Origin of the sequence: Sphingomonas sp. QA11 (assembly GCF_028473665.1) — a bacterium.
GTDB classification, from domain to species: Bacteria; Pseudomonadota; Alphaproteobacteria; order Sphingomonadales; family Sphingomonadaceae; genus Sphingomonas; species Sphingomonas phytovorans.
Window position 1 is genome coordinate 1962607 of the sequence record NZ_CP098774.1, and the last position, 18897, is coordinate 1981503.

Consider the following 18897-nt stretch of genomic DNA (forward strand, 5'->3'; position numbering starts at 1 on the left):
CCCTTATCGCCGTGAGCGATCGGGGGAAAGGCACGGTTGCACCAGCCCTACATTTCGCCGCGCGACTTCCTGATCGCGTACCATTTCTGCACGTTCGCATTGTGCTGCTCGAGCGTGTCGGCGAACACATGACCACCCGTTCCATCGGCGACGAAATACAGGGCACTTGACTGTTCGGGGTCAAGCACAGCGTCGATCGAGGCCCGGCCGGGATTGCAGATCGGGCCGGCGGGAAGCCCGGTCATCGCATAGGTGTTGTACCCGTTGTTTGCCTGCAGTTCGGACCGCAGGATGCGGCGACCGAGCGGCAGCCCCTTGGTGACCGGATAGATCACCGTCGGATCGGCCTGGAGCATCATCCCGCGTTTCAGCCGGTTGGAATAGACGGCGGCGACCATGCGCCGCTCGCTCGGCTTGCCGGTTTCCTTCTCGACGATCGACGCGAGGATCAGTGCGTCGCGCGGCGTAGTAACCGCGATGCCTGGCTTCCGCTTTTCCCAGGCGGCGGCGAGGTAGCGGGTCATCGCGCCCTGCATGCGCTCGATCATGAACGCCTTGGTATAGCCTCGTTCGAAACTGTAGCTGTCCGGCAGCACGGTCCCTTCGCCCGGCACCGGCGCTGCCCCCTCAAGCCCCGGCGTCTTGTCCAGCGCCTTCTTGACCATCACCGAGGGCCAGCCCTCCGGAATCGTCACGAAGCGTTGCAGCGTCTTGCCGCCCTGCAGGACCTTGAGGATATCCGCCTGGCTGAGACGCGCCGGCAGCCGGTATTCCCCGGCCTTGATCGGCGCATCGGAGCCAAGGAAGCGCGCGAACAGCCGGAACTGGCTCGCCGAGCCGATCGCCCCGGCCTTTTCGAGCTGAACCGACGCGGTCGCGAGGCTGGTGCCCGACGCGATCTGGACGCTGGTGGTACGCTTCAGCGGCCCCGGCCCGGCCCAATATTGCAGCCCGATAAAAGCTGCCCCGATCGCCGCAAGGACGACGAGCAGGCCGAAGCACCCAAGCTTGCGCATGGCTCCCTAGACGGCCCGCATGACGAGGCTTGCGTTGGTGCCGCCGAACCCGAAGCTATTGTTCAGCACCGCCTTGACCGACCGCTTCTTCGCAACGTGCGGCACTAGGTCGACGCCGGCGCAATTCTCGCTCGGATTGTCGAGATTCAGCGTCGGCGGCACGATCTGGTCGCGCAGCGCGAGGATGCAGAAGATGCTCTCCACCGCACCAGCACCGCCGAGGAGATGGCCGATCGCCGACTTGGTCGAGCTCATCGACAGCGTGCCGATATTGTTGCCGAACAGGCGACGCACCGCGTTCAGCTCCAGTTCGTCGCCAAGCGGCGTCGAGGTACCGTGCGCGTTGATGTAATCGATGTCCGACAAGGCCAGGCCCGATTTGCGCATCGCCATTTCCATGGAGCGGAACGCTCCCGACCCTTCCGGGTGCGGCGCGGTGACATGATAGGCGTCGCCCGACAGGCCATAGCCGATCACTTCGGCATAGATCTTCGCACCGCGCGCCTTGGCCCGTTCATATTCCTCCAGGCAAACGACGCCCGCGCCCTCGCCCATCACGAACCCGTCGCGATCGGCATCATAGGGACGGCTGCCCTTTTCCGGCGTGTCGTTGAAATTGGTCGACAGCGCACGCGCCTGGGCGAAACCCGCGATACCGAGCGGGCAGATCGCGCCCTCGGCACCGCCCGCGAGCATCACATCGGCATCGTCCATCGCGATCATCCGCGCTGCGTCGCCGATCGAATGCGCGCCGGTCGAGCAGGCTGTCACGACGGCATGATTCGGGCCCATCAGGCCGTATTTGATCTGCACCTGGCCGGTGATCAGGTTGATCAGACGGCCATGGACGAAATGCGGCGAAACCCGGCGTGGGCCCTTTTCATGCAGCACGATCGATTCGCTGGCGATGCCCGGCAGGCCGCCGATTCCCGCGCCGATCGAGCAGCCGGCGCGGAAACGCTCTTCCTCGGTCATGTCGGTCAGGCCGGCATCCTCGAGCGCCTGGCCGGCGGCATCGATGCCGTAGATGATGAACGGATCGACCTGGCGCTGCACCTTGTGGTCGACGCGCCTGCCCGGATCGAAGCCATATTCATGCTCCGGCGGCTTCACCTCGCAGGCGATACGACAGGCATAGTCGGTCGCGTCGAAGCGGGTGATGATGCCCGCGCCCGATTTGGAGGCGATGATGTTCGCCCATGCGGTTTCCACATCGGCACCCAGCGGCGTCACAAGCCCGAGCCCGGTTACGACAACACGGCGCATGGCCATCTCCGTTCTTCACTTCGTCAAACAGGAACGGCTCCCCGCCCCTGTTGGTTGCCCTGGGACGGGGAGCCGTTCATTCATTTCTGCCCGATTGAGGGCAAGGCAGGGCGCCGGGGCGCCATCCGCCAGATCAGTCCTTGTGCTCGTCGATGAAGGTGATCGCGTCCTTGACGGTCGTGATCTTCTCCGCGGCATCGTCGGGGATTTCGACTTCGAACTCTTCCTCGAACGCCATCACCAGCTCGACGATATCGAGGCTGTCCGCGCCCAGATCGTCGATGAAGCTCGCGTCTTCGGTGACCTTGTCGGCTTCGACGCCGAGATGCTCGACGACGATCTTCTTAACCCGGTCTGCGGTCTCGCTCATTGTTATCGTCCCTCTATCGCTGGGGGTTTCATTTCCCGAACGCACGTAGAACGCGCTCGGTGCCCTTGCAAGGGGGCGTTGCCCCCTGAAACGGCACCGATGACGATCAGATCATCGCCATGCCGCCGTTAACGTGCAGAGTCTGGCCTGTAACATAACCTGCCTCACGGCTCGCAAGATAGACGATGGCGGCGCCGATGTCCGCACCTTCTCCCATATGGCCAGCGGGGATTCGCGCATTCAGCGCGTCCTTCTGCGCGTCGGGCAGCACATCGGTCATCGCGGTGCGGATGAATCCGGGCGCGACACAATTGACGGTAATGCCCCGGCTGGCGAGTTCCTGCGCCAGCGCCTTGGACATGCCGACCAGCCCCGCCTTGGAGGCGGCGTAATTTGCCTGGCCCGGATTACCGGTCGTGCCGACCACCGACGTGACCGAGATGATGCGACCGAAGCGCGCCTTCATCATCGGCCGCGCGGCGGCCCGGGCGATGCGAAACGCGGCTTCCAGATTGACCCGGATCACCTGATCCCATTCGTCGTCCTTCATCCGCATGACCAGATTGTCGCGGGTGACCCCGGCATTGTTGACGACGATATCGAGCTTGCCGAGCGCTTCCACCGCCCCCGGCACCAGCGCATCCACCGCGACTGCGTCGGAAAGGTCGCAGGGCAAGGCGACATGATCGCCACCGAGGCTGGTCCTGAACGCATCCAGCTTGGCCGCATTCGAACCCGAAACCGCAAGCCGCGCCCCCTGCTCCGCCAGCGCCTGCGCGATCGCGGAACCGATTCCTCCCGAAGCGCCGGTCACCAGCGCAGTCATGCCTGTCAGCTCGAACATCTTATTCTCCAATTTTCTGGTTCACGCGGAGGCGCGAAGACCCAAAGTTCGTGTGGCCATTGACGACACGTTGCAGCCCTTCCTTGAGCGTCGCGCCGCCGAAATTGATGAGCAGCCCAAGCGGCTGATTCGTAAGCCTGAGGTAGGTGAGCAACTGTTTTGCGTGAACGGTGCTCAGGCGTTCGACCGATTTGATCTCCACCAGAAGGCTGCCGTTCACAAGCAGGTCGATCCTGAACGCAGCCTCGAACCGCAGGTCGTCATACTCGATATCGATCGCTTGCTGACGGCAAACGTCATAACCGAGCTTTGCCAGCTTGCCGGCGAGGATCGCCTCATAAACACTTTCGAGCAGTCCGGGTCCGAGACCGCGATGCAGTTGGAGTGCCTGGTCGACGACATCGGCAGCAATTGTCTCCAGATCCATTGGCGCCCCCATCCTCGAAGGAATGATTCACGCGAAGGCGCGAAGACGCAAAGAGATTTGGTGCAGAGCGGCGCCTCCAGAAATTTCTTCGCGCCTTCGCGCCTTCGCGTGAAAGTCTTCTTCCTGGAAAATTCAAGAATAATTACAGCGCTTTCGCTAGTGCTTCGATATCGCCCATCGTGATCACGCTCGACGCATCCACGTCGGACACGATGCGCTTGACCATCGGCGCCAGCACCTTGCCGCCGAATTCGATGAAGCGCTCCACGCCCGTATCAGCCATCGCCAGCACCGATTCCCGCCAGCGCACCATGCCGGTCACCTGCTCCACCAGCAGGCGGCGGATCGTGTCGACGTCGCCGACCGGCGACGCCGTGACGTTGGCGAAGACCGGCACCAGCGGCGAATCGATCCGCGCCTCGGCCAGCGCCTTCTCCATCGCGTCGGCCGCGGGCTGCATCAGCGGGCAATGGAACGGCGCTGAAACCGGCAGCAGAACCGCACGCTTGGCACCATATTCCTTGGCGATGGCAATCGCTCGCTCGATCGCGCCGCGGTGGCCCGAGATCACCACCTGGCTCGGATCATTGTCATTGGCGACGGTGCACACCTCGCCCTCGGCTGCCGCGTTGGCGATGATCCGCGCCTTTTCGAGATCGGCGCCCAGCAGCGCGGCCATCGCGCCCACGCCCACCGGCACCGCCGCCTGCATCGCCTTGCCACGATGCTTGAGCAGCAGGGCGGTGGTCGGCAGATCGAGTGTGCCCGCCGCGCACAGGGCGCTATATTCGCCGAGCGAATGGCCCGCGACATAATCGGCCTTGTCGGCAAGGCGAATGCCGCCCTCCTTCTCCAGCACGCGCAGGGTGGCGATCGCGTTCGCCATGATCGCGGGCTGGGCATTCTCGGTAAGTTGCAGTTCGTCCTCAGGCCCTTCGCTCATCAGCCGGAAGAGATGCTGGCCCAGCGCCTCGTCGACCTCCTCGAACACCGCGCGGGCGATCGGGCTGGCCTCGGCCAGCGCCCGGCCCATGCCGACGGCCTGGCTGCCCTGCCCTGGAAAGATGAATGCGCGCATGTGGCTGGCTCCTGTCAGATCAGGCGCGTGGGACTAGAAACCTGAACGGACTTAGGCAAGCCGCGACACTTCGCGACCATTTCGCCCCTTTGCCGGCACGAGCTTGCGACAACCACCTCCTAGATAGGGTTTCGACGCCGGACGAGGCGCCGTAACGACACCGAGGAGTGAGTATCATGAAGAAGTTCATCCTGAGTGCGATCGCCCTGTCGATGGTCGCAGGCCCGCTGGCGGCGACCGCCGCTTCAGCCGGACAGTACCAGCCGCAGGATCGCCACACGACGATTGTCCGCCAGCAACCCGGCAGGACCGTGGTGGTCAATCGCGACGTTCGCCATGGCCGCCCGCAATATCGCGACGGATGGCGCAAGGGCGAGCGCTTCGACTATCGCCAGGCGCGCAACTATCGCGTGATCAACGATTATCGCGCCTATCGCGGTCGACACCTCTATGCGCCGCCCCGTGGCTATCACTGGGTGCGGTCGGGCAACGACGCGGTTCTGGTCGCCGTTACCGGCGGCCTGATCGGAGCGGTCCTGGCCGGCGCGTTCAACTAAGCGCCGGCATGACGGGCGGGAGGCTTGCCTTCCGCCCGTTTTCAGCTATGGAGCCGCGATCGGGGTGGGAAGCGCCAGCTTTCCGCCCCGGTTGTTTTGAGACGACAGCCGGAGGGGCGTTGCGCATGGGGCGTACGTCAGCGATCGGCCAAGAGAAGGTAAGAACCATGGCTCTTTACGAGCATGTGTTCCTTGCGCGCCAGGATCTGGCACAGGCGCAGGTGGACACGCTGGCGGAAACCGCCACCAAGATCATCGAGGACAACAAGGGCAAGGTCGTGAAGACCGAGTCCTGGGGCCTGCGCAGCCTCGCGTACAAGATCGCGAAGAACCGCAAGGCGCATTACGTGATGCTCGAAATCGACGCGCCGGCCGGCGTGGTCGCCGAGCTGGAGCGCCAGACCCAGATCAACGAAGACATCATCCGCTACATGACCGTCAAGGTCGACGCCCTCGAAGAGGGTCCGTCGGTGATGATGCGCAAGAGCGATCGTGACCGTGAGCGTCGTGGTGACCGCGAGGGCCGTGGCGACCGTCCGGACCGTGGCGACCGTGGCGACCGCCCGCGTCGCGACTTCGACGGCGAATAAGGAGCATATAGACAATGGCACGCCCATTTTTCCGCCGCCGCAAGAGCTGCCCGTTCTCCGCGAAGGATGCCCCCCGGATCGACTATAAGGACGTCCGGCTGCTTCAGGGCTTCGTGTCCGAGCGTGGCAAGATCGTCCCGAGCCGCATCACCTCGGTGAGCGGCAAGAAGCAGCGCGAGCTCGCTCAGGCGATCAAGCGCGCCCGTCATCTGGGCCTCCTGCCCTATATCGTTAAGTAAGGAGCCGGACTCATGGATGTGATCCTGCTGGAACGAGTCGAGAAGCTCGGCAACATCGGCGACGTGGTGAAGGTGAAGGACGGTTTCGCCCGTAACTTCCTGCTGCCGAACAAGAAGGCGCTTCGCTCGAACGAAGCCAACCGCAAGGTCTTCGAAAAGAACCGCGAGAAGATCGTGGCCGACAATGCCGCGCGTCGCGGCGAAGCCGAGACCGAAGCCAAGTCGATCGACGGCATCACGCTGACGTTGATCCGCCAGTCGTCCAACACCGGCCAGCTTTACGGCTCGGTCGCGGTCCGCGATCTGCTCGAACTGCTTGAGGCCGAAGGCCATAAGGTGCCGAAGTCGGCGATCGTGCTGAACAAGCCGATCAAGGCCATCGGCGTCTATGACGTGAAGGTCTCGCTGCACGCCGAAGTCGCCGTGACGATCAAGGTCAACGTCGCACGCTCGCCTGAAGAGGCCGAGATGCAGGCGAAGGGCGTCGATGTCATGGCCGCCATGTTCGAGAAGGACGAGGCAGGCTTTGTCGAGGCGTACGACCCGAACGCTGAGCCGGGTGCGACCGCCGAGGTCCAGTCCGAGCCGGCAGGCGAGGCATCGGCCGAAGGCTGAACGACCGCAAGGTCGGCATAGAAAAAGGGCCGTCCGGACGATGTCCGGGCGGCCCTTTTCTTTTGCCTGCCGTGAAACGGCGAATGAGGTAACTCGGCGTTACGGCACCGCGACACACGCTCCTACCACCGCGACCAGCGGGATAAGGGCAAGGAAAAGCGGAACGACGGACTTCATGGCCTGTTCTCGTTTCGTGTTCGAGGAACTTGAAGCGGAAAATGCGCACGCGAGCCAAAGGTTTCAACAGGATGAACGAGAATATTTTTACGCCGAAGCGGAACTTTCCAGCGACGAACCGAGTCGCGCGCGCCCGATCGATTCAATGATTGGGTGAATCATCGCACCCAGACCGGCGGTCGAACGGCTGCTGCGCCGCGACCCGCTCTTTCTCATGCGATGGCATCGGGCCCGTTGGTCCGGATGCGACAGGAATCCCTGTTAAACCGGGTTTTTCCCTGTTCGCGCGGAGCCGATTTCCCTGTTACCGAGCAACGCGGAAGATCCAAATCATTGCGATCACAAGATAAATTCTAAAATATGTGCCTCGCCGGGGCCTGGAAAAAGAAAAATTCCCTGTTAATTTCCCTGTTACGGGACGGGAACAGGGAAAATCTTGTCCGCCGCGGAGTGCCTGCCCCTTACAGTAGCCCGGCGCGTGCCAGACCCGCATCGACCGCGCGCTGGCTCGCGTCGCTTGGCCATGTCATCGGCAGGCGGAGAGCCTTCGGGAAATCGGGGCGGACGCGGTTGAGCGCATATTTCACCGGACCCGGCGACGCGTCGGTAAACAGCGAGACGTGCAGCTCGAACAAGCGGTCCTGATATTCCAGCGCCCTGGCATAATCGCTCGCCAGGCATGCCGCCTGGAACTCGGCGCACAGGCGAGGCGCGACGTTCGCCGTCACCGAGATGCAGCCCCGGCCGCCGGTCGCCATGAACGCCAATGCCATGTCGTCATTGCCGGAGATCTGGCAGAAATCCGCACCGCACGCGTCGCGCTGGCCGGAAACGCGCTGGATGATCCCGGTCGCGTCCTTGACCCCGACGACACTGGGAAAAGCCTTCGCGATTCGTCCCATCGTCTCCACCGCGATATCGGTCACGGTGCGGCCCGGCACGTTATACAGGACGATCGGCAGGTCGCAGCTGTTCGCCACCGCCTCGAAATGCCGGAAGATGCCTTCCTGATTGGGACGATTATAATAGGGCGGCACCATCAAAGCCGCATCTGCGCCGGCATCCCTGGCTGCCTTGATGTTCTGGATCGCCACTCGCGTGTCGTTCGATCCGGCACCCGCGATCACGGGCACCCGGCCGGCCGCCTGCTCGACGCACACCCGGACCACATGGAAATGTTCTTCGGCCGACATCGTCGCCGCCTCGCCGGTCGTGCCGCACGGCACCAGGGCAGTCGACCCTTCGGCGATCTGCCAGTCGATGAACGCGCGGTACGCGCTCTCGGCGAAACGCCCGTCTTCCTCGAACGGCGTGACGAGCGCCGGGATCGAACCCGAAAACATGTTGATGTGCTCCTACGGGACGGTGATTCCGTCGCATTTTTGTAAATTGTTCAGCGACAAATAAGGTCGGCTTCCATATCCTGTCCACATGATACCGTCATTGATCAAGTCGGGATTGCTGTTCGCCGGTGTTTCGGGCCTGGCGATGACCTCCGGGACAGCGCAGGATCAACTCGGCTGGGGCCGGGCGCAGCAGGTCCTTGAGGGCTCGGCAGCCGCCAATAGCGGGCTGTCCGCCACGATCACCGAATGGAAATCGCTCCAGGACAGTTCGGGCTATCCGTTCGAGACCTATGCCCGCTTCCTGCTCGCTCATCCCGGCTGGCCCGGCGAAATGAGCATGCGCCGAAGCGCCGAGAACGCGCTCTCCGCCGGCACCTGGTCGCCCGGTACCGCCGTCACCTATTTCCGCCGCTATCCGCCGCTCACCGGTGTCGGCCGGACCCGTTTCGCCGAGGCCCTAGCCGCGACCGGCTCGCGCGACGAGGCGAATCTCGCCGCAGAAAAGGCCTGGGTATCGGGATCGCTTTCCGCATCCGACGAGGCGAAGCTGATCGGCGGCTTTTCCAGCGCCCTCACCCCGGCGGATCATGACGCGCGCATGGACATGCTCCTCTGGCAGGGATCGATTCAGTCGGCCCAGCGCCAGCTCGCCCTCGTCACTCCCTCGAAGCGTCCGCTGTTCGAGGCTCGGCTCGCCCTGCGCACCAATGCTGCCAACGCCTCGGATCTCGCCTCGGCGACCAGCACGATCGGCGCGGGCGATCCTGGCTATCTCGCTGACCGGGCGGCCTGGTTCCGCAACAACAATGCCTCGCCAAGCGCGCGCAGCCTGCTCGCACGGCGCCAGGCGCTTACGTCGCGTCCCGGCAGCCCTGAAAAATGGTTCGAGGCGCTGCTGACCTATGCGCGCGGCGCCGCGGCCGATGCGCAATATTCAACTGCCTTCGATATCGCCCGGCAGATCGACGACGCCTATCCGGCGGGTACCGACGTCAGCGAACAGCCCTATGGCGAGCGGGACGATTATACGAGCCTGGCATGGCTCGCCGGGCAGACCGCGCTGAAGCAGCTGGGGCAGCCGGCCGACGCGATCGGCATGTTCACCCGCTATGGCAGCGCATCGAAGACGCCGACGACCCAGTCCAAGGGCTTCTATTGGGCGGGCCGCGCCGCCGAGGCTGCTGGCCGCCGGGAAGAAGCCAACCGCTATTACGCGCGCGCGGCCGGTTTCCGCGACATGTTCTACGGCCAGCTCGCGATCGAACGGCTTGGCCAGCCGCTGACGCCGCCGGGCGATCCGCTGATGAAACCGGTCGACCCGCAGGTACGCGCCGCCTTCTACAACCGCGAGGCGGTGCGCGTGGCGCAGTATCTCGGCACGGTCGGCGCCTGGCAGGACCAGACCGCCTTTGTCCGCCAGATCGCGATCGACGCCAAGACCGACAGCGACCATGTCCTCGCCACCGAGCTTTCAAGAACGCTTGGCCGCCCCGACCTGGGCGTCATGGTGGGGCGCAGCGCCCTGCAGAACGGGCTGAGCGAATATAGCACGGTTGGCTTCCCCAGCGTCCGCGTACCGGCGGCCAGCCAGGATAGCTGGACGATGATTCACGCCATCGCCCGGCAGGAAAGCCAGTTCGATCGCGCGGCCGTCAGCCACGCTGGCGCACGCGGGCTGATGCAGCTGATGCCGGGCACCGCGCGCGAGGCCGCGGGCAAATTGGGCATGTCCTATGAGCCGGGATCGCTGACCAGCGACACCGATTACAACATCATGCTCGGATCGAGCTATTTCGAGCGAGTCTACCGGCTCTATGGCAGCTACCCGCTGGCGCTGGCCGCGTACAACGCCGGCCCGGGCAATGTGAACAAATGGCTGAAAGCCAATGGCGATCCCCGCATGCCGGGCACCGACATGATCGACTGGATCGAGGCGATCCCGATCTACGAGACCAAGAACTACGTCCAGCGCGTGCTGGAGAACGCGGTCGTCTATGACCTCATGAACCCCTCGCACTCGCGCTCAAGCGGCCCGCGGCGGATCAGCTGGTATCTCGGCAAGAACACGCCAGGCTGAACGGCTGCGGGCAACATATTCCGTCACGCCGGGCTTGTTCCGGAGTCCGCCATGCCGCACACATCTCGTCCGCCGCGCCTGCGGAACAATAGATGCCGGAACAAGCCCGGCATGACGGATTGCCTATGGATCGCCCCAACTACATCACCCCATCCGGCTACAACACGCTCAGCGCCGAATATCGCACCCTGCTTGGGGACGAGCGGCCCAAGCTGGTCGAGGTGATCTCTTGGGCAGCCGGCAATGGCGATCGTTCGGAAAATGGCGACTATATCTACGGCCGAAAGCGCCTCCGCGAGATCGACCGACGGCTCGGTTGGCTCGCAAAGCGGATGAAGGCGGCGGTGGTGATCGATCCCGCCGCACAGCCTGACCGGACCCGCGTCTGGTTCGGCGCCACCGTCACGATCGCCGACGAGGACGATGTCGAGCGTGTCCTCACCCTGGTCGGCGACGACGAGACCGATGCCGCGGCGGGGCGGATCGGCTGGAACGCGCCGCTCGCCCGCGCGCTGCGCGGCGCGGCGCTGGGCGACCTGCGCCGTGTCACGCTCCCGGCCGGCGAAAAGGAATATGAGGTGATCGCCATCGCCTACCCGGCAACCTAGCGTTTCCCGCGGGCAGATTGACGGCAACCGCCCGTCATGAAACGATCGCGCAACGAAACGATCCGAGAGGAACCGTCATGCCGATCCCCGCGACCTGGTCTTCCCAGCTTCTCAGCATCCTGCGCATTGTCACCGGCCTGGGCTTTCTCCAGCACGGCGTCTCGAAATTCTTCGGCATCCCGCCCTTCCCCATGCCGCTCAATCCCTTGCTCACAACAGCGGGGGTGCTCGAACTGGTCGGCGGTACGCTGATCGTGATCGGGCTCTTCACCCGGCCTGTCGCGTTCGTCCTCTCCGGCATGAGCGCGGCCGCCTATTTCATCGCCCATGCTCCGCAGGGTTTCTTCCCGGCCGCCAACAACGGTGAGCCAGCGATGCTCTACTGCTTCATCTTCCTGTACCTCGCTGCTGCCGGCGGCGGCATATGGAGCGCGGACGCCGCCCGCGCCAAAGCATAGTCGCCCCTTGCTGGGTGCGGGGCACGCCCCCTATTCGGCAAGTACCCTTTCGGGCTGCACCTTTTCCTGCAGTGCCGCGGAAGCAGCGCTTGCCCCGACCGCAAGCACGGTCGTCAGGATCATGCTTCCAGTCCGCTGCAATCGCCGCCGAGGCGCGTGGAGAAACCCGGCGCCCGGCTACCGAGTTCGGTACCGTTCGCCTTGCCGATGAGATAGGTGACTAGCCGGTCAGCGCTGGTAGCGACGTCGACGGTCCAGGCATCGACCTTGCCTGCCGGGGTCTCGACTATGTCGCTGCCCGTCACCTTCAGCGTGAATGTCCCGAAGCCCTTGTCATATTGATAGAAGGGCAACGCATATTCGCCGCCCTGAGCAAGGGGCAGCGCGCCAAAGGTCAGGCCCCAGAGATTGCCCTCCCAAACCTGTGCTGGCGCCGCGAGATCGACCGGCACCACGCCGTCCTTCTCCATCCGCGATCCAGTGATCCAGCCATTGGCATAGCGCAGAGAGACATATTCCTTGCCGAGCTTGCGATTGTCGAAGGCGATCGGCCGCAGGTCCTTGCGCGCCAGCACGAAATGGTCACGCAGGTCGAAGGCCGCGCCGACCCGCTGGTGTACGACGATGTCCCATGCCGGCTCCCCCGCCACCTCGGTCGAGCGAACGCTTTGCCATGTCGCGCCGATCACGGAGGCATCCCGCATGATTGCGTAGCAGGCGGTACCGGCGGTCAGCTTTTCACCGTCCGGCAGCGCGGTGACCGCCAGCAAGGTTGCGAGAATCATGGCTGCATCTCCCGATCGATCTGTATTATTCAGGCAATACGCTACGATCCCGATTTCGCAAGCTGCGAGCCCGAACGTGTGAGAAGCACTCGCTAACCATCTCGAAAATCAGTCATCCCACGCTGAAATCTGCCGGAATCGCGGCGAATATGATTGCACCCGGCTTTTGGCCGTATCGGCCGCTGTTAGGGTTTGCCCCTGGCCGGGCGGGGGTCGCACGGTCGTGTAGAGCGAGAAACGACAAATGAGCGCGACACAGAGAATGATCGTGAGCGGCAAGGTTCAGGGGGTCGGATACCGCAACTGGGCTATCTGGACGGCCAATGCGCTGGGCGTAACCGGTTGGGTGCGCAACGTTCGGGATGGCCGGGTCGAGATCATGGCATCGGGAGAGCACACCGCACTGGAGGCGATGGTCGAGGCCTGTCGCCAGGGACCGCAGCTTGCCCGCGTCGACGACATCGAGGTGCAGGCTGTCGGCGAGATTCATCTCAAAGGATTCAATAAGCGCCTCGGGATAGAGGCATAGCGGACATCAGTTCCGGGCGATGCCCGGCGATTCGGCAATGCCGGATGTTCGGCGATCAGGCCGGCCGTTCGGCGCCGCGGCCGCATGCGTTTGCATTAAGATCGGCACTGTCAGGGCCGACTCCCGGGACACGAAATGATGACCGATACCAACCCGCCCACGACTCAGCGCGTCTTCATCTCCGGCAAGGTCCAGGGTGTCGGCTTCCGCGACTGGGTCGTTCGCAACGGCAAGGCGCTCGGCCTGATCGGCTGGGTCCGCAACCGCACCGACGGCCGGGTAGAAATCCTGATCATCGGCGACAGCGACGCTTCCGCGGCACTGATCGACAAGTGCCGGGAGGGCCCGCCCCTGGCGCGGGTCGATCATATCGAAGCCCATGCCGATGGCGAGCGTCCGCCCAAGGGTTTCACGAAGCGTTTTACGGCATAATAGATCGCACCAAGGTGGAAAATCACGTTTTCCGTGGTATCTCCCAGCCATGACGGAGCTTCTGCCCCTCAACACCTCCCGGTTGCCCGTAAAATTGCGGGTGGACGATTATCTGCTGCTCGACAGGTCAGGTGCATTCGACGCCTATCGCAAGACCGAACTCATCGAGGGGGACGTTTATTTTATGAACGCCCAACACCGGCCGCACGCACTCGCCAAGACAGAATTATATGATGCCCTGCGCGATGGATTGCGCGCGACCGGTTCGCCCTTGCGTCCTTTGATCGAAGCCAGCGTGGCACTGTCGGAGTTTGACGCACCGGAACCGGACATCGTGCTGACAAGCGAGCCCAAGGGCGAAGGGCTTGTTCCCGTCGCTTCGGTGGCGCTGATCGTCGAAGTTTCCGACACGACGGTGAAAGACGACCTGACACGCAAGGCCATCATCTATGCCCGTGCGCATGTGCCCGAATATTGGGTGGTGGATGTGAACGCCAGGGTCATCCACAAGATGTGGCTGCCGGAAGACGAGGGCTATGCGGAATGCAAGGTCGTCACATTCGGACAGCCGGTGACGAGCGAAAGCATCGCGGGCCTCATCGTGGAAACCACCACGCTATAATCCGCATACGCCGCTGAACGATCGCGATTGCGGGCGATCTTGCAGGCGTGGCGCCGTTCGGGCGCCACGCCTGGTTCCGTCAGCGCGTCAGCTTCTTGTACGCCAGGCGCGTCGGGCGATCCGCCGCGTCGCCCAGGCGACGGCGCTTGTCCGCTTCATAGCTCTCGAAATTGCCCTCGAACCATTCGACATGGCTGTCGCCCTCGAAAGCCAGGATATGCGTCGCGAGGCGATCAAGGAAGAAGCGATCATGGCTGATCACCACCGCACAGCCGGCGAAGCTCTCCAGCGCCTCTTCGAGCGCGCGGAGCGTCTCGACGTCGAGATCGTTGGTCGGTTCGTCGAGCAGCAGGACGTTGCCACCCTCCTTCAGCATCTTGGCAAGATGGACGCGGTTGCGCTCACCACCCGATAGCTGGCCGACCTTCTTCTGCTGATCTTGGCCCTTGAAGTTGAACGCCCCGACATAGGCCCGCGTGCCAAGCTCCTGCTTGCCGAAGCGGAAGACCTCTAGCTTGTCGGAAATCTCTTCCCACACATTCTTGTTGGGATCGAGGTCGTCACGGCTCTGGTCGACATAACCGAGCTTGACCGTCTGGCCGACATCGATCGTGCCGCCATCAGGCTGTTCCTGGCCGGTGATGAGCTTGAACAGGGTCGACTTGCCGGCGCCGTTCGGCCCGATCACCCCGACGATACCGCCTGGCGGCAATACGAAATCGAGATTCTCGAACAGCAATTTGTCGCCATACGCCTTGGTCAGGCCCTTCGCCTCGATAACCTTGCCACCGAGACGTTCGGGCAACTGGATCAGGATCTGCGCCTTGCCGACCGAGCGGTTCTCCTGCTTCTCCATCAGTTCGTCGAACGCGCGGATACGCGCCTTGGACTTGGTCTGGCGCGCCTTGGGGGTCTGGCGCATCCAGGCGAGCTCGTCGGCGATCGCCTTGGCCTTGCCCTGTTCCTCACGCTCTTCCTGCTCGAGCCGCTTGACCTTCTTTTCGAGATAGCCCGAATAGTTGCTCTCATAAGTATAGTAACGACCGCGATCGAGCTCGAGCACCCAGTTGACCACGTTATCGAGGAAGTAGCGGTCATGGGTCACCAGGATGACGTTGCCGGTATATTCCTTGAGGTAATTCTCCAGCCACTGGACGCTCTCGGCGTCGAGATGGTTGGTCGGCTCGTCAAGCAGCAGGATCTGCGGTTTTTCCAGCAGCAGCTTGCACAGCGCGACACGGCGCTTCTCGCCGCCCGAGAGATTGGTGACGGGGCTGTCGCCCGGCGGACAGCGCAGGGCCTCCATCGCGATCTCGAGCTGGTTGTCGAGGCTCCAGCCATCGACCGCGTCGATACGGGCCTGGAGATCGCCCATCTCTTCCATCAGCGCGTCGAAATCGGTGTCGTCCTTCGGATCGCCCATTTCGGCGGAGATCGCGTTGAAGCGATCGACCAGGTCGGCGACGGGGCGCACACCGTCCTTGACGTTGTCGATGACGTTCTTGGTCGGATCGAGCTGCGGCTCCTGCGCCAGATAGCCGACCTTGATGCCCTCGGCAGCCCATGCCTCGCCGACGAAATCGGGGTCGATGCCGGCCATGATCTTCATGAGCGTCGACTTGCCGGATCCGTTCGGCCCGATGATCGCGATCTTCGCGTCGCCGAGGAACTGGAGGTGGATGTTGTTAAGCACCGGCTTTGCGGCACCCGGGAAGGTCTTGGTCAGACCCTTCATCACATAGCTGTACTGCACGGCCATTGCCGATCGGCTCCGTCGTTTGAATGCGGGGAATTTCGGTGGCGCATGTAGTGGTTGCGCGGCCGATTGGCAAACCGGATCGTGTTCAAAAATCCGTACATGCGGCGCTTGTCGAGGCACCGTTCCTGCTTCTAAGCGACAAAGCGACTGTCCTCGACATTTTCGGGGCGAACGGAGGACCCGATGGTGCGCAATGTATCCCTTCTCGCGGCACTTGCCGCCTCCACCATCGCCTTTCCGGCCGTCGCCCAGCAGACGCGATTCGACCCCGCCATCGGCAGGCTCCGCGACGCTGCGCTGAAGGACCAGGTTGCCTGGGATATCGTCGAAGGGCTGACCACTGAGATCGGGCCGCGCCCGGACGGCTCGCCGCAACAGGCCAGGGCACGCGAATGGGGCATGGCCAAGCTCAGGAGCCTTGGCTTCCAGAATGTCCGGATCGAAACCTATCAGTTGGACACCTGGGTGCGCGGGCTTGAGAGCGCCGAGGTCGTGTCGCCCTACCCCCAGCCCCTGCGCCTGACCGCGCTCGGCAATTCGGGCGCGACGCCGCCCGACGGACTCACCCTGCCAATCGTCTTCTTCCCGGGCATCGACGATCTGCGCGCCGCCCCCGACGGCAGCCTGAAGGGAAAGATCGCCTTCGTCTCCAATACGATGCAACGGACGATGGATGGATCGAGCTATGGCAGCCAGGGCGCGGCCCGCCGTCAGGGTCCGAACATCGCCGCGAGGAAGGGCGCGAGCGCCATCGTCATTCGTTCGATCGGGACCGATCACGGCCGTGGGCCGCACGCGGGCGTCACCAATTTCGAACCAGGCGTGACGCCGATCCCCGCCGCCGCCCTTTCGGTGGCTGATGCCGCCAATCTGGAACGCATGGTGAAGCGCGGCAAGCCCGTCACGCTCCACCTGCTGCTCACCCCGAAGCGGGTCGGCCTGCGCGAATCCGGCAATGTCGTGGCAGAAGTGCCGGGCAGCGATCCTGCGGCGGGCGTCGTCCTGATCGGCGGGCACCTCGACAGCTGGGATCTTGGCACCGGCGCGATCGACGATGCCTCCGGCGTCGGCATCACCACGGCGGCGGCCAAGATGCTGCTGGATTCGGGAAAGCCCCGCCGCACGATCCGGGTCGTCTGGTTCGGCGATGAGGAAACCGGCGGCTTCGGCGGCGCCGCCTATGCCAAGGCGCATGCCGGCGAACGCCATGCCATCGCGGCTGAATCCGATTTCGGCGCTGACCGGGTCTGGCGCTTCCAGACCAACCTGCCCGACAGCGCCAGGCCGGTCGTCGATCGGTTGACCGCAGCGCTCACGCCGATCGGCGTCATCCGCGGCCTCGGCGTGGCGAACGGCGGGACCGATGTCGAACCAGTGCTCGCGACCGGTGTCGCCGGGATCGACCTGAACCAGGATGGCCTGCGTTATTTCGATTATCATCACACGCCCGAGGACACGATCGACGTGATCGACGTCGAACAGCTCCGTCAGAATGTCGCGGCATGGACGGCAATGCTTGCGGTGGTTGCGAACGCGCCGGAAGAAATCGGACCGATGCAAATCAAGAAATGACGGAAAACCGTGACCGAACCTTTCTGCAAGATGAATTGCGATTGACGCACCTGCGCCGTCCGCTATGAAAAGCGCCTCGTGGTAAGCAATCGGGCTGGCCGCGAATTTTTGCTATGCTTGGGAGCATCCGCATGAAGAAGATCGCCTTTGTTCTCGTCGCCGCCGGCCTGATGTCGCTTGCCGCCTGCTCGAAGCCCACTCCTGCCGAGAACAACGCTGAAGCAGTGGCCGACAACCTGGATGCGACTGCCGACAACCTGTCTGCAGTGGCCGACAACACCTCGAACGCCGTTGCAGCAGACGCGCTCGAGAATGCAGCCGACAACCTGCATGCCGCTGCCGACAACGTCACGGCGAACCAGTAATCAGCTCGGCCGGGCTTCGGCCTGGTCAGCTGTTTAGAGAGGGCGTCCCTTCGGGGGCGCCCTTTTCGTTTGGCGCCCCGTCCGTCCGGACCTCAGCTTACAGATTCGCTTCCAAGCGTTGACGACACCTTCCACAGGTCGATCCCACCTTCACCGGCATATTGATCGATCTCGCGCAATTCGGCTTCGTCGAATTCCAGCCGATTGACCGCATCGAGCGAATCGTCGAGCTGCTGCACCGTCCGCGCACCGATCAAGGCCGAGGTGACGCGCGGATCGCGCAGCACCCAGGCGATCGCCATCTGCGCCAGGGTCTGGCCGCGCCTTTCGGCGATCGCGTTGAGGGCGCGGATGCGCTCGAGATTGTCATCGGACAGCATCCCCTGACCAAGCGATCCGCTTTTGGTCGCCCGGGCGCCTTCGGGCATCCCGCCCAGATATTTGCTTGTCAGCATCCCTTGCGCGAGCGGCGAGAAGGCGATGCAGCCAGTACCCAGATCCTGCAACGTGTCGAGAAGGCCGTGCTCGACCCAGCGATTGAGCATCGAATAGCTCGGCTGGTGGATCAGTAACGGCACCCGCTCCTCGCGCAGGATCGCCGCCGCCTTGCGGGTCAGCTCGGGCGAATAGGAGGAGATACCGACATAGAGCGCCTTGCCCTGGCGCTGGAGATGGGCAAGCGCGCCCATCGTCTCCTCCAGCGGCGTCTTCGGATCCACACGGTGCGAATAGAAGATGTCGACATAGTCGAGCCCCATGCGCTTGAGGCTCTGGTCGCAGCTCGCGATCAGATATTTGCGCGATCCGCCGACATCGCCATAGGGTCCTGGCCACATGTCCCAACCGGCCTTGGTCGAGATGATGAGCTCGTCGCGGTGCCCGGCAAGGTCGGCGGCCAGGACACGTCCGAAATTCTCCTCCGCCGACCCGTAAGGCGGGCCGTAATTGTTCGCGAGGTCGAAATGGGTGACGCCCCGGTCGAACGCACGGCGCAGCATCGCCTTGCCCGTCTCGAACACGTCAGCGCCGCCGAAATTCTGCCACAGGCCAAGCGAGATTGCCGGAAGCTCGAGCCCGCTCCTGCCGCATCGGCGATAGGGCATTCGTCCATCGTAGCGGGAAGGATCGGCGGCGTAGGGTACAGGATATGGCACCGGAAAACTCC

At 63.6% G+C, this 18897-nt stretch carries 22 protein-coding genes; 12 read left to right on the plus strand and 10 right to left on the minus strand.

Annotation, left to right across the window (positions count from 1 at the left end):
• Positions 1-47 precede the first annotated feature (47 nt).
• The 6 genes from mltG to fabD all read right to left on the minus strand — a co-directional run bounded on the left by mltG (position 48) and on the right by fabD (position 5001).
• The gene (gene mltG, locus NDN01_RS08970; RefSeq protein ID WP_272627026.1) at positions 48-1016 is read right to left on the minus strand and encodes an endolytic transglycosylase MltG; all 969 of its coding nucleotides are present in this window, start codon (positions 1014-1016) and stop codon (positions 48-50) included.
• A 6-nt stretch (positions 1017-1022) separates the two neighbouring features.
• Positions 1023-2282: a beta-ketoacyl-ACP synthase II gene (fabF, locus tag NDN01_RS08975; protein WP_272627028.1), complete on the minus strand. Its 1260-nt coding sequence runs from the start codon at positions 2280-2282 to the stop codon at positions 1023-1025.
• 133 nt (positions 2283-2415) lie between these two features.
• Positions 2416-2652, minus strand: coding sequence for an acyl carrier protein (locus tag NDN01_RS08980; protein ID WP_272627031.1), 237 nt, complete (start codon positions 2650-2652; stop codon positions 2416-2418).
• A gap of 106 nt (positions 2653-2758) precedes the next feature.
• Entirely contained in the window at positions 2759-3496 is a 738-nt protein-coding gene (gene fabG / locus NDN01_RS08985) for a 3-oxoacyl-[acyl-carrier-protein] reductase (RefSeq protein ID WP_272627033.1), read from the minus strand.
• Between the two features lies 1 nt (position 3497).
• Entirely contained in the window at positions 3498-3923 is a 426-nt protein-coding gene (locus NDN01_RS08990) for a GxxExxY protein (RefSeq protein ID WP_272627035.1), read from the minus strand.
• A gap of 142 nt (positions 3924-4065) precedes the next feature.
• Entirely contained in the window at positions 4066-5001 is a 936-nt protein-coding gene (gene fabD / locus NDN01_RS08995; protein ID WP_272627037.1) for an ACP S-malonyltransferase, read from the minus strand.
• Positions 5002-5177: 176 nt separating this feature from the next.
• Between fabD and NDN01_RS09000 the strand changes: the two genes are divergently transcribed.
• The 4 genes from NDN01_RS09000 (at position 5178) to rplI (ending at position 7002) form a co-directional block, all read left to right on the plus strand.
• Positions 5178-5558 (plus strand): RcnB family protein, encoded by a 381-nt coding sequence (locus NDN01_RS09000; protein ID WP_272627038.1) that lies wholly within the window; start codon positions 5178-5180, stop codon positions 5556-5558.
• A gap of 167 nt (positions 5559-5725) precedes the next feature.
• Positions 5726-6148 carry a 30S ribosomal protein S6 gene (rpsF, locus tag NDN01_RS09005; RefSeq protein ID WP_272627039.1) on the plus strand — a complete coding sequence of 141 codons (423 nt, stop codon included), beginning with the start codon at positions 5726-5728 and terminating at the stop codon, positions 6146-6148.
• Positions 6149-6162: 14 nt separating this feature from the next.
• Positions 6163-6387, plus strand: coding sequence for a 30S ribosomal protein S18 (gene rpsR, locus NDN01_RS09010; protein ID WP_034158365.1), 225 nt, complete (start codon positions 6163-6165; stop codon positions 6385-6387).
• A gap of 12 nt (positions 6388-6399) precedes the next feature.
• Positions 6400-7002: a 50S ribosomal protein L9 gene (gene rplI, locus NDN01_RS09015; RefSeq protein ID WP_272627044.1), complete on the plus strand. Its 603-nt coding sequence runs from the start codon at positions 6400-6402 to the stop codon at positions 7000-7002.
• Between the two features lie 638 nt (positions 7003-7640).
• On the opposite strand, the gene dapA is transcribed toward rplI, so the two are convergent.
• On the minus strand, positions 7641-8522 hold the full coding sequence (gene dapA, locus NDN01_RS09020; protein ID WP_272627046.1) for a 4-hydroxy-tetrahydrodipicolinate synthase: 882 nt from the start codon (positions 8520-8522) through the stop codon (positions 7641-7643).
• Positions 8523-8610: 88 nt separating this feature from the next.
• Between dapA and NDN01_RS09025 the strand changes: the two genes are divergently transcribed.
• From NDN01_RS09025 to NDN01_RS09035, 3 genes are all read left to right on the plus strand, one after another.
• Positions 8611-10602: a lytic transglycosylase domain-containing protein gene (locus NDN01_RS09025; protein ID WP_272627048.1), complete on the plus strand. Its 1992-nt coding sequence runs from the start codon at positions 8611-8613 to the stop codon at positions 10600-10602.
• Between the two features lie 125 nt (positions 10603-10727).
• Entirely contained in the window at positions 10728-11210 is a 483-nt protein-coding gene (gene greB, locus NDN01_RS09030; protein ID WP_272628127.1) for a transcription elongation factor GreB, read from the plus strand.
• A 77-nt stretch (positions 11211-11287) separates the two neighbouring features.
• Positions 11288-11668: a DoxX family protein gene (locus NDN01_RS09035; protein ID WP_272627049.1), complete on the plus strand. Its 381-nt coding sequence runs from the start codon at positions 11288-11290 to the stop codon at positions 11666-11668.
• Between the two features lie 119 nt (positions 11669-11787).
• Here the strand turns inward: NDN01_RS09035 and NDN01_RS09040 are convergent, their stop codons facing one another.
• Positions 11788-12453 (minus strand): DUF3108 domain-containing protein, encoded by a 666-nt coding sequence (locus NDN01_RS09040; protein ID WP_272627050.1) that lies wholly within the window; start codon positions 12451-12453, stop codon positions 11788-11790.
• A gap of 262 nt (positions 12454-12715) precedes the next feature.
• On the opposite strand from NDN01_RS09040, the gene NDN01_RS09045 reads away from it, so the two are divergent.
• The 3 genes from NDN01_RS09045 to NDN01_RS09055 all read left to right on the plus strand — a co-directional run bounded on the left by NDN01_RS09045 (position 12716) and on the right by NDN01_RS09055 (position 14036).
• A complete protein-coding gene (locus NDN01_RS09045; protein ID WP_272628129.1) occupies positions 12716-12982 on the plus strand; it encodes an acylphosphatase in 267 nt (88 codons plus the stop codon).
• A gap of 135 nt (positions 12983-13117) precedes the next feature.
• Positions 13118-13414 (plus strand): acylphosphatase, encoded by a 297-nt coding sequence (locus tag NDN01_RS09050; protein WP_336298361.1) that lies wholly within the window; start codon positions 13118-13120, stop codon positions 13412-13414.
• A gap of 49 nt (positions 13415-13463) precedes the next feature.
• Positions 13464-14036 (plus strand): Uma2 family endonuclease, encoded by a 573-nt coding sequence (locus NDN01_RS09055; protein ID WP_272627051.1) that lies wholly within the window; start codon positions 13464-13466, stop codon positions 14034-14036.
• A 79-nt stretch (positions 14037-14115) separates the two neighbouring features.
• Here NDN01_RS09055 and ettA read toward each other — a convergent pair whose 3' ends face one another.
• Positions 14116-15795 (minus strand): energy-dependent translational throttle protein EttA, encoded by a 1680-nt coding sequence (ettA, locus tag NDN01_RS09060; RefSeq protein WP_272627053.1) that lies wholly within the window; start codon positions 15793-15795, stop codon positions 14116-14118.
• Between the two features lie 183 nt (positions 15796-15978).
• Between ettA and NDN01_RS09065 the strand changes: the two genes are divergently transcribed.
• Positions 15979-17367 carry a M20/M25/M40 family metallo-hydrolase gene (locus NDN01_RS09065; RefSeq protein ID WP_272627055.1) on the plus strand — a complete coding sequence of 463 codons (1389 nt, stop codon included), beginning with the start codon at positions 15979-15981 and terminating at the stop codon, positions 17365-17367.
• Between the two features lie 131 nt (positions 17368-17498).
• Positions 17499-17732, plus strand: a complete 234-nt coding sequence (locus tag NDN01_RS09070) for a hypothetical protein (protein ID WP_272627057.1) — start codon at positions 17499-17501, stop codon at positions 17730-17732.
• A 92-nt stretch (positions 17733-17824) separates the two neighbouring features.
• On the opposite strand, the gene mgrA is transcribed toward NDN01_RS09070, so the two are convergent.
• Positions 17825-18886 (minus strand): L-glyceraldehyde 3-phosphate reductase, encoded by a 1062-nt coding sequence (mgrA, locus tag NDN01_RS09075; RefSeq protein WP_272627059.1) that lies wholly within the window; start codon positions 18884-18886, stop codon positions 17825-17827.
• Positions 18887-18897: the final 11 nt, after the last annotated feature.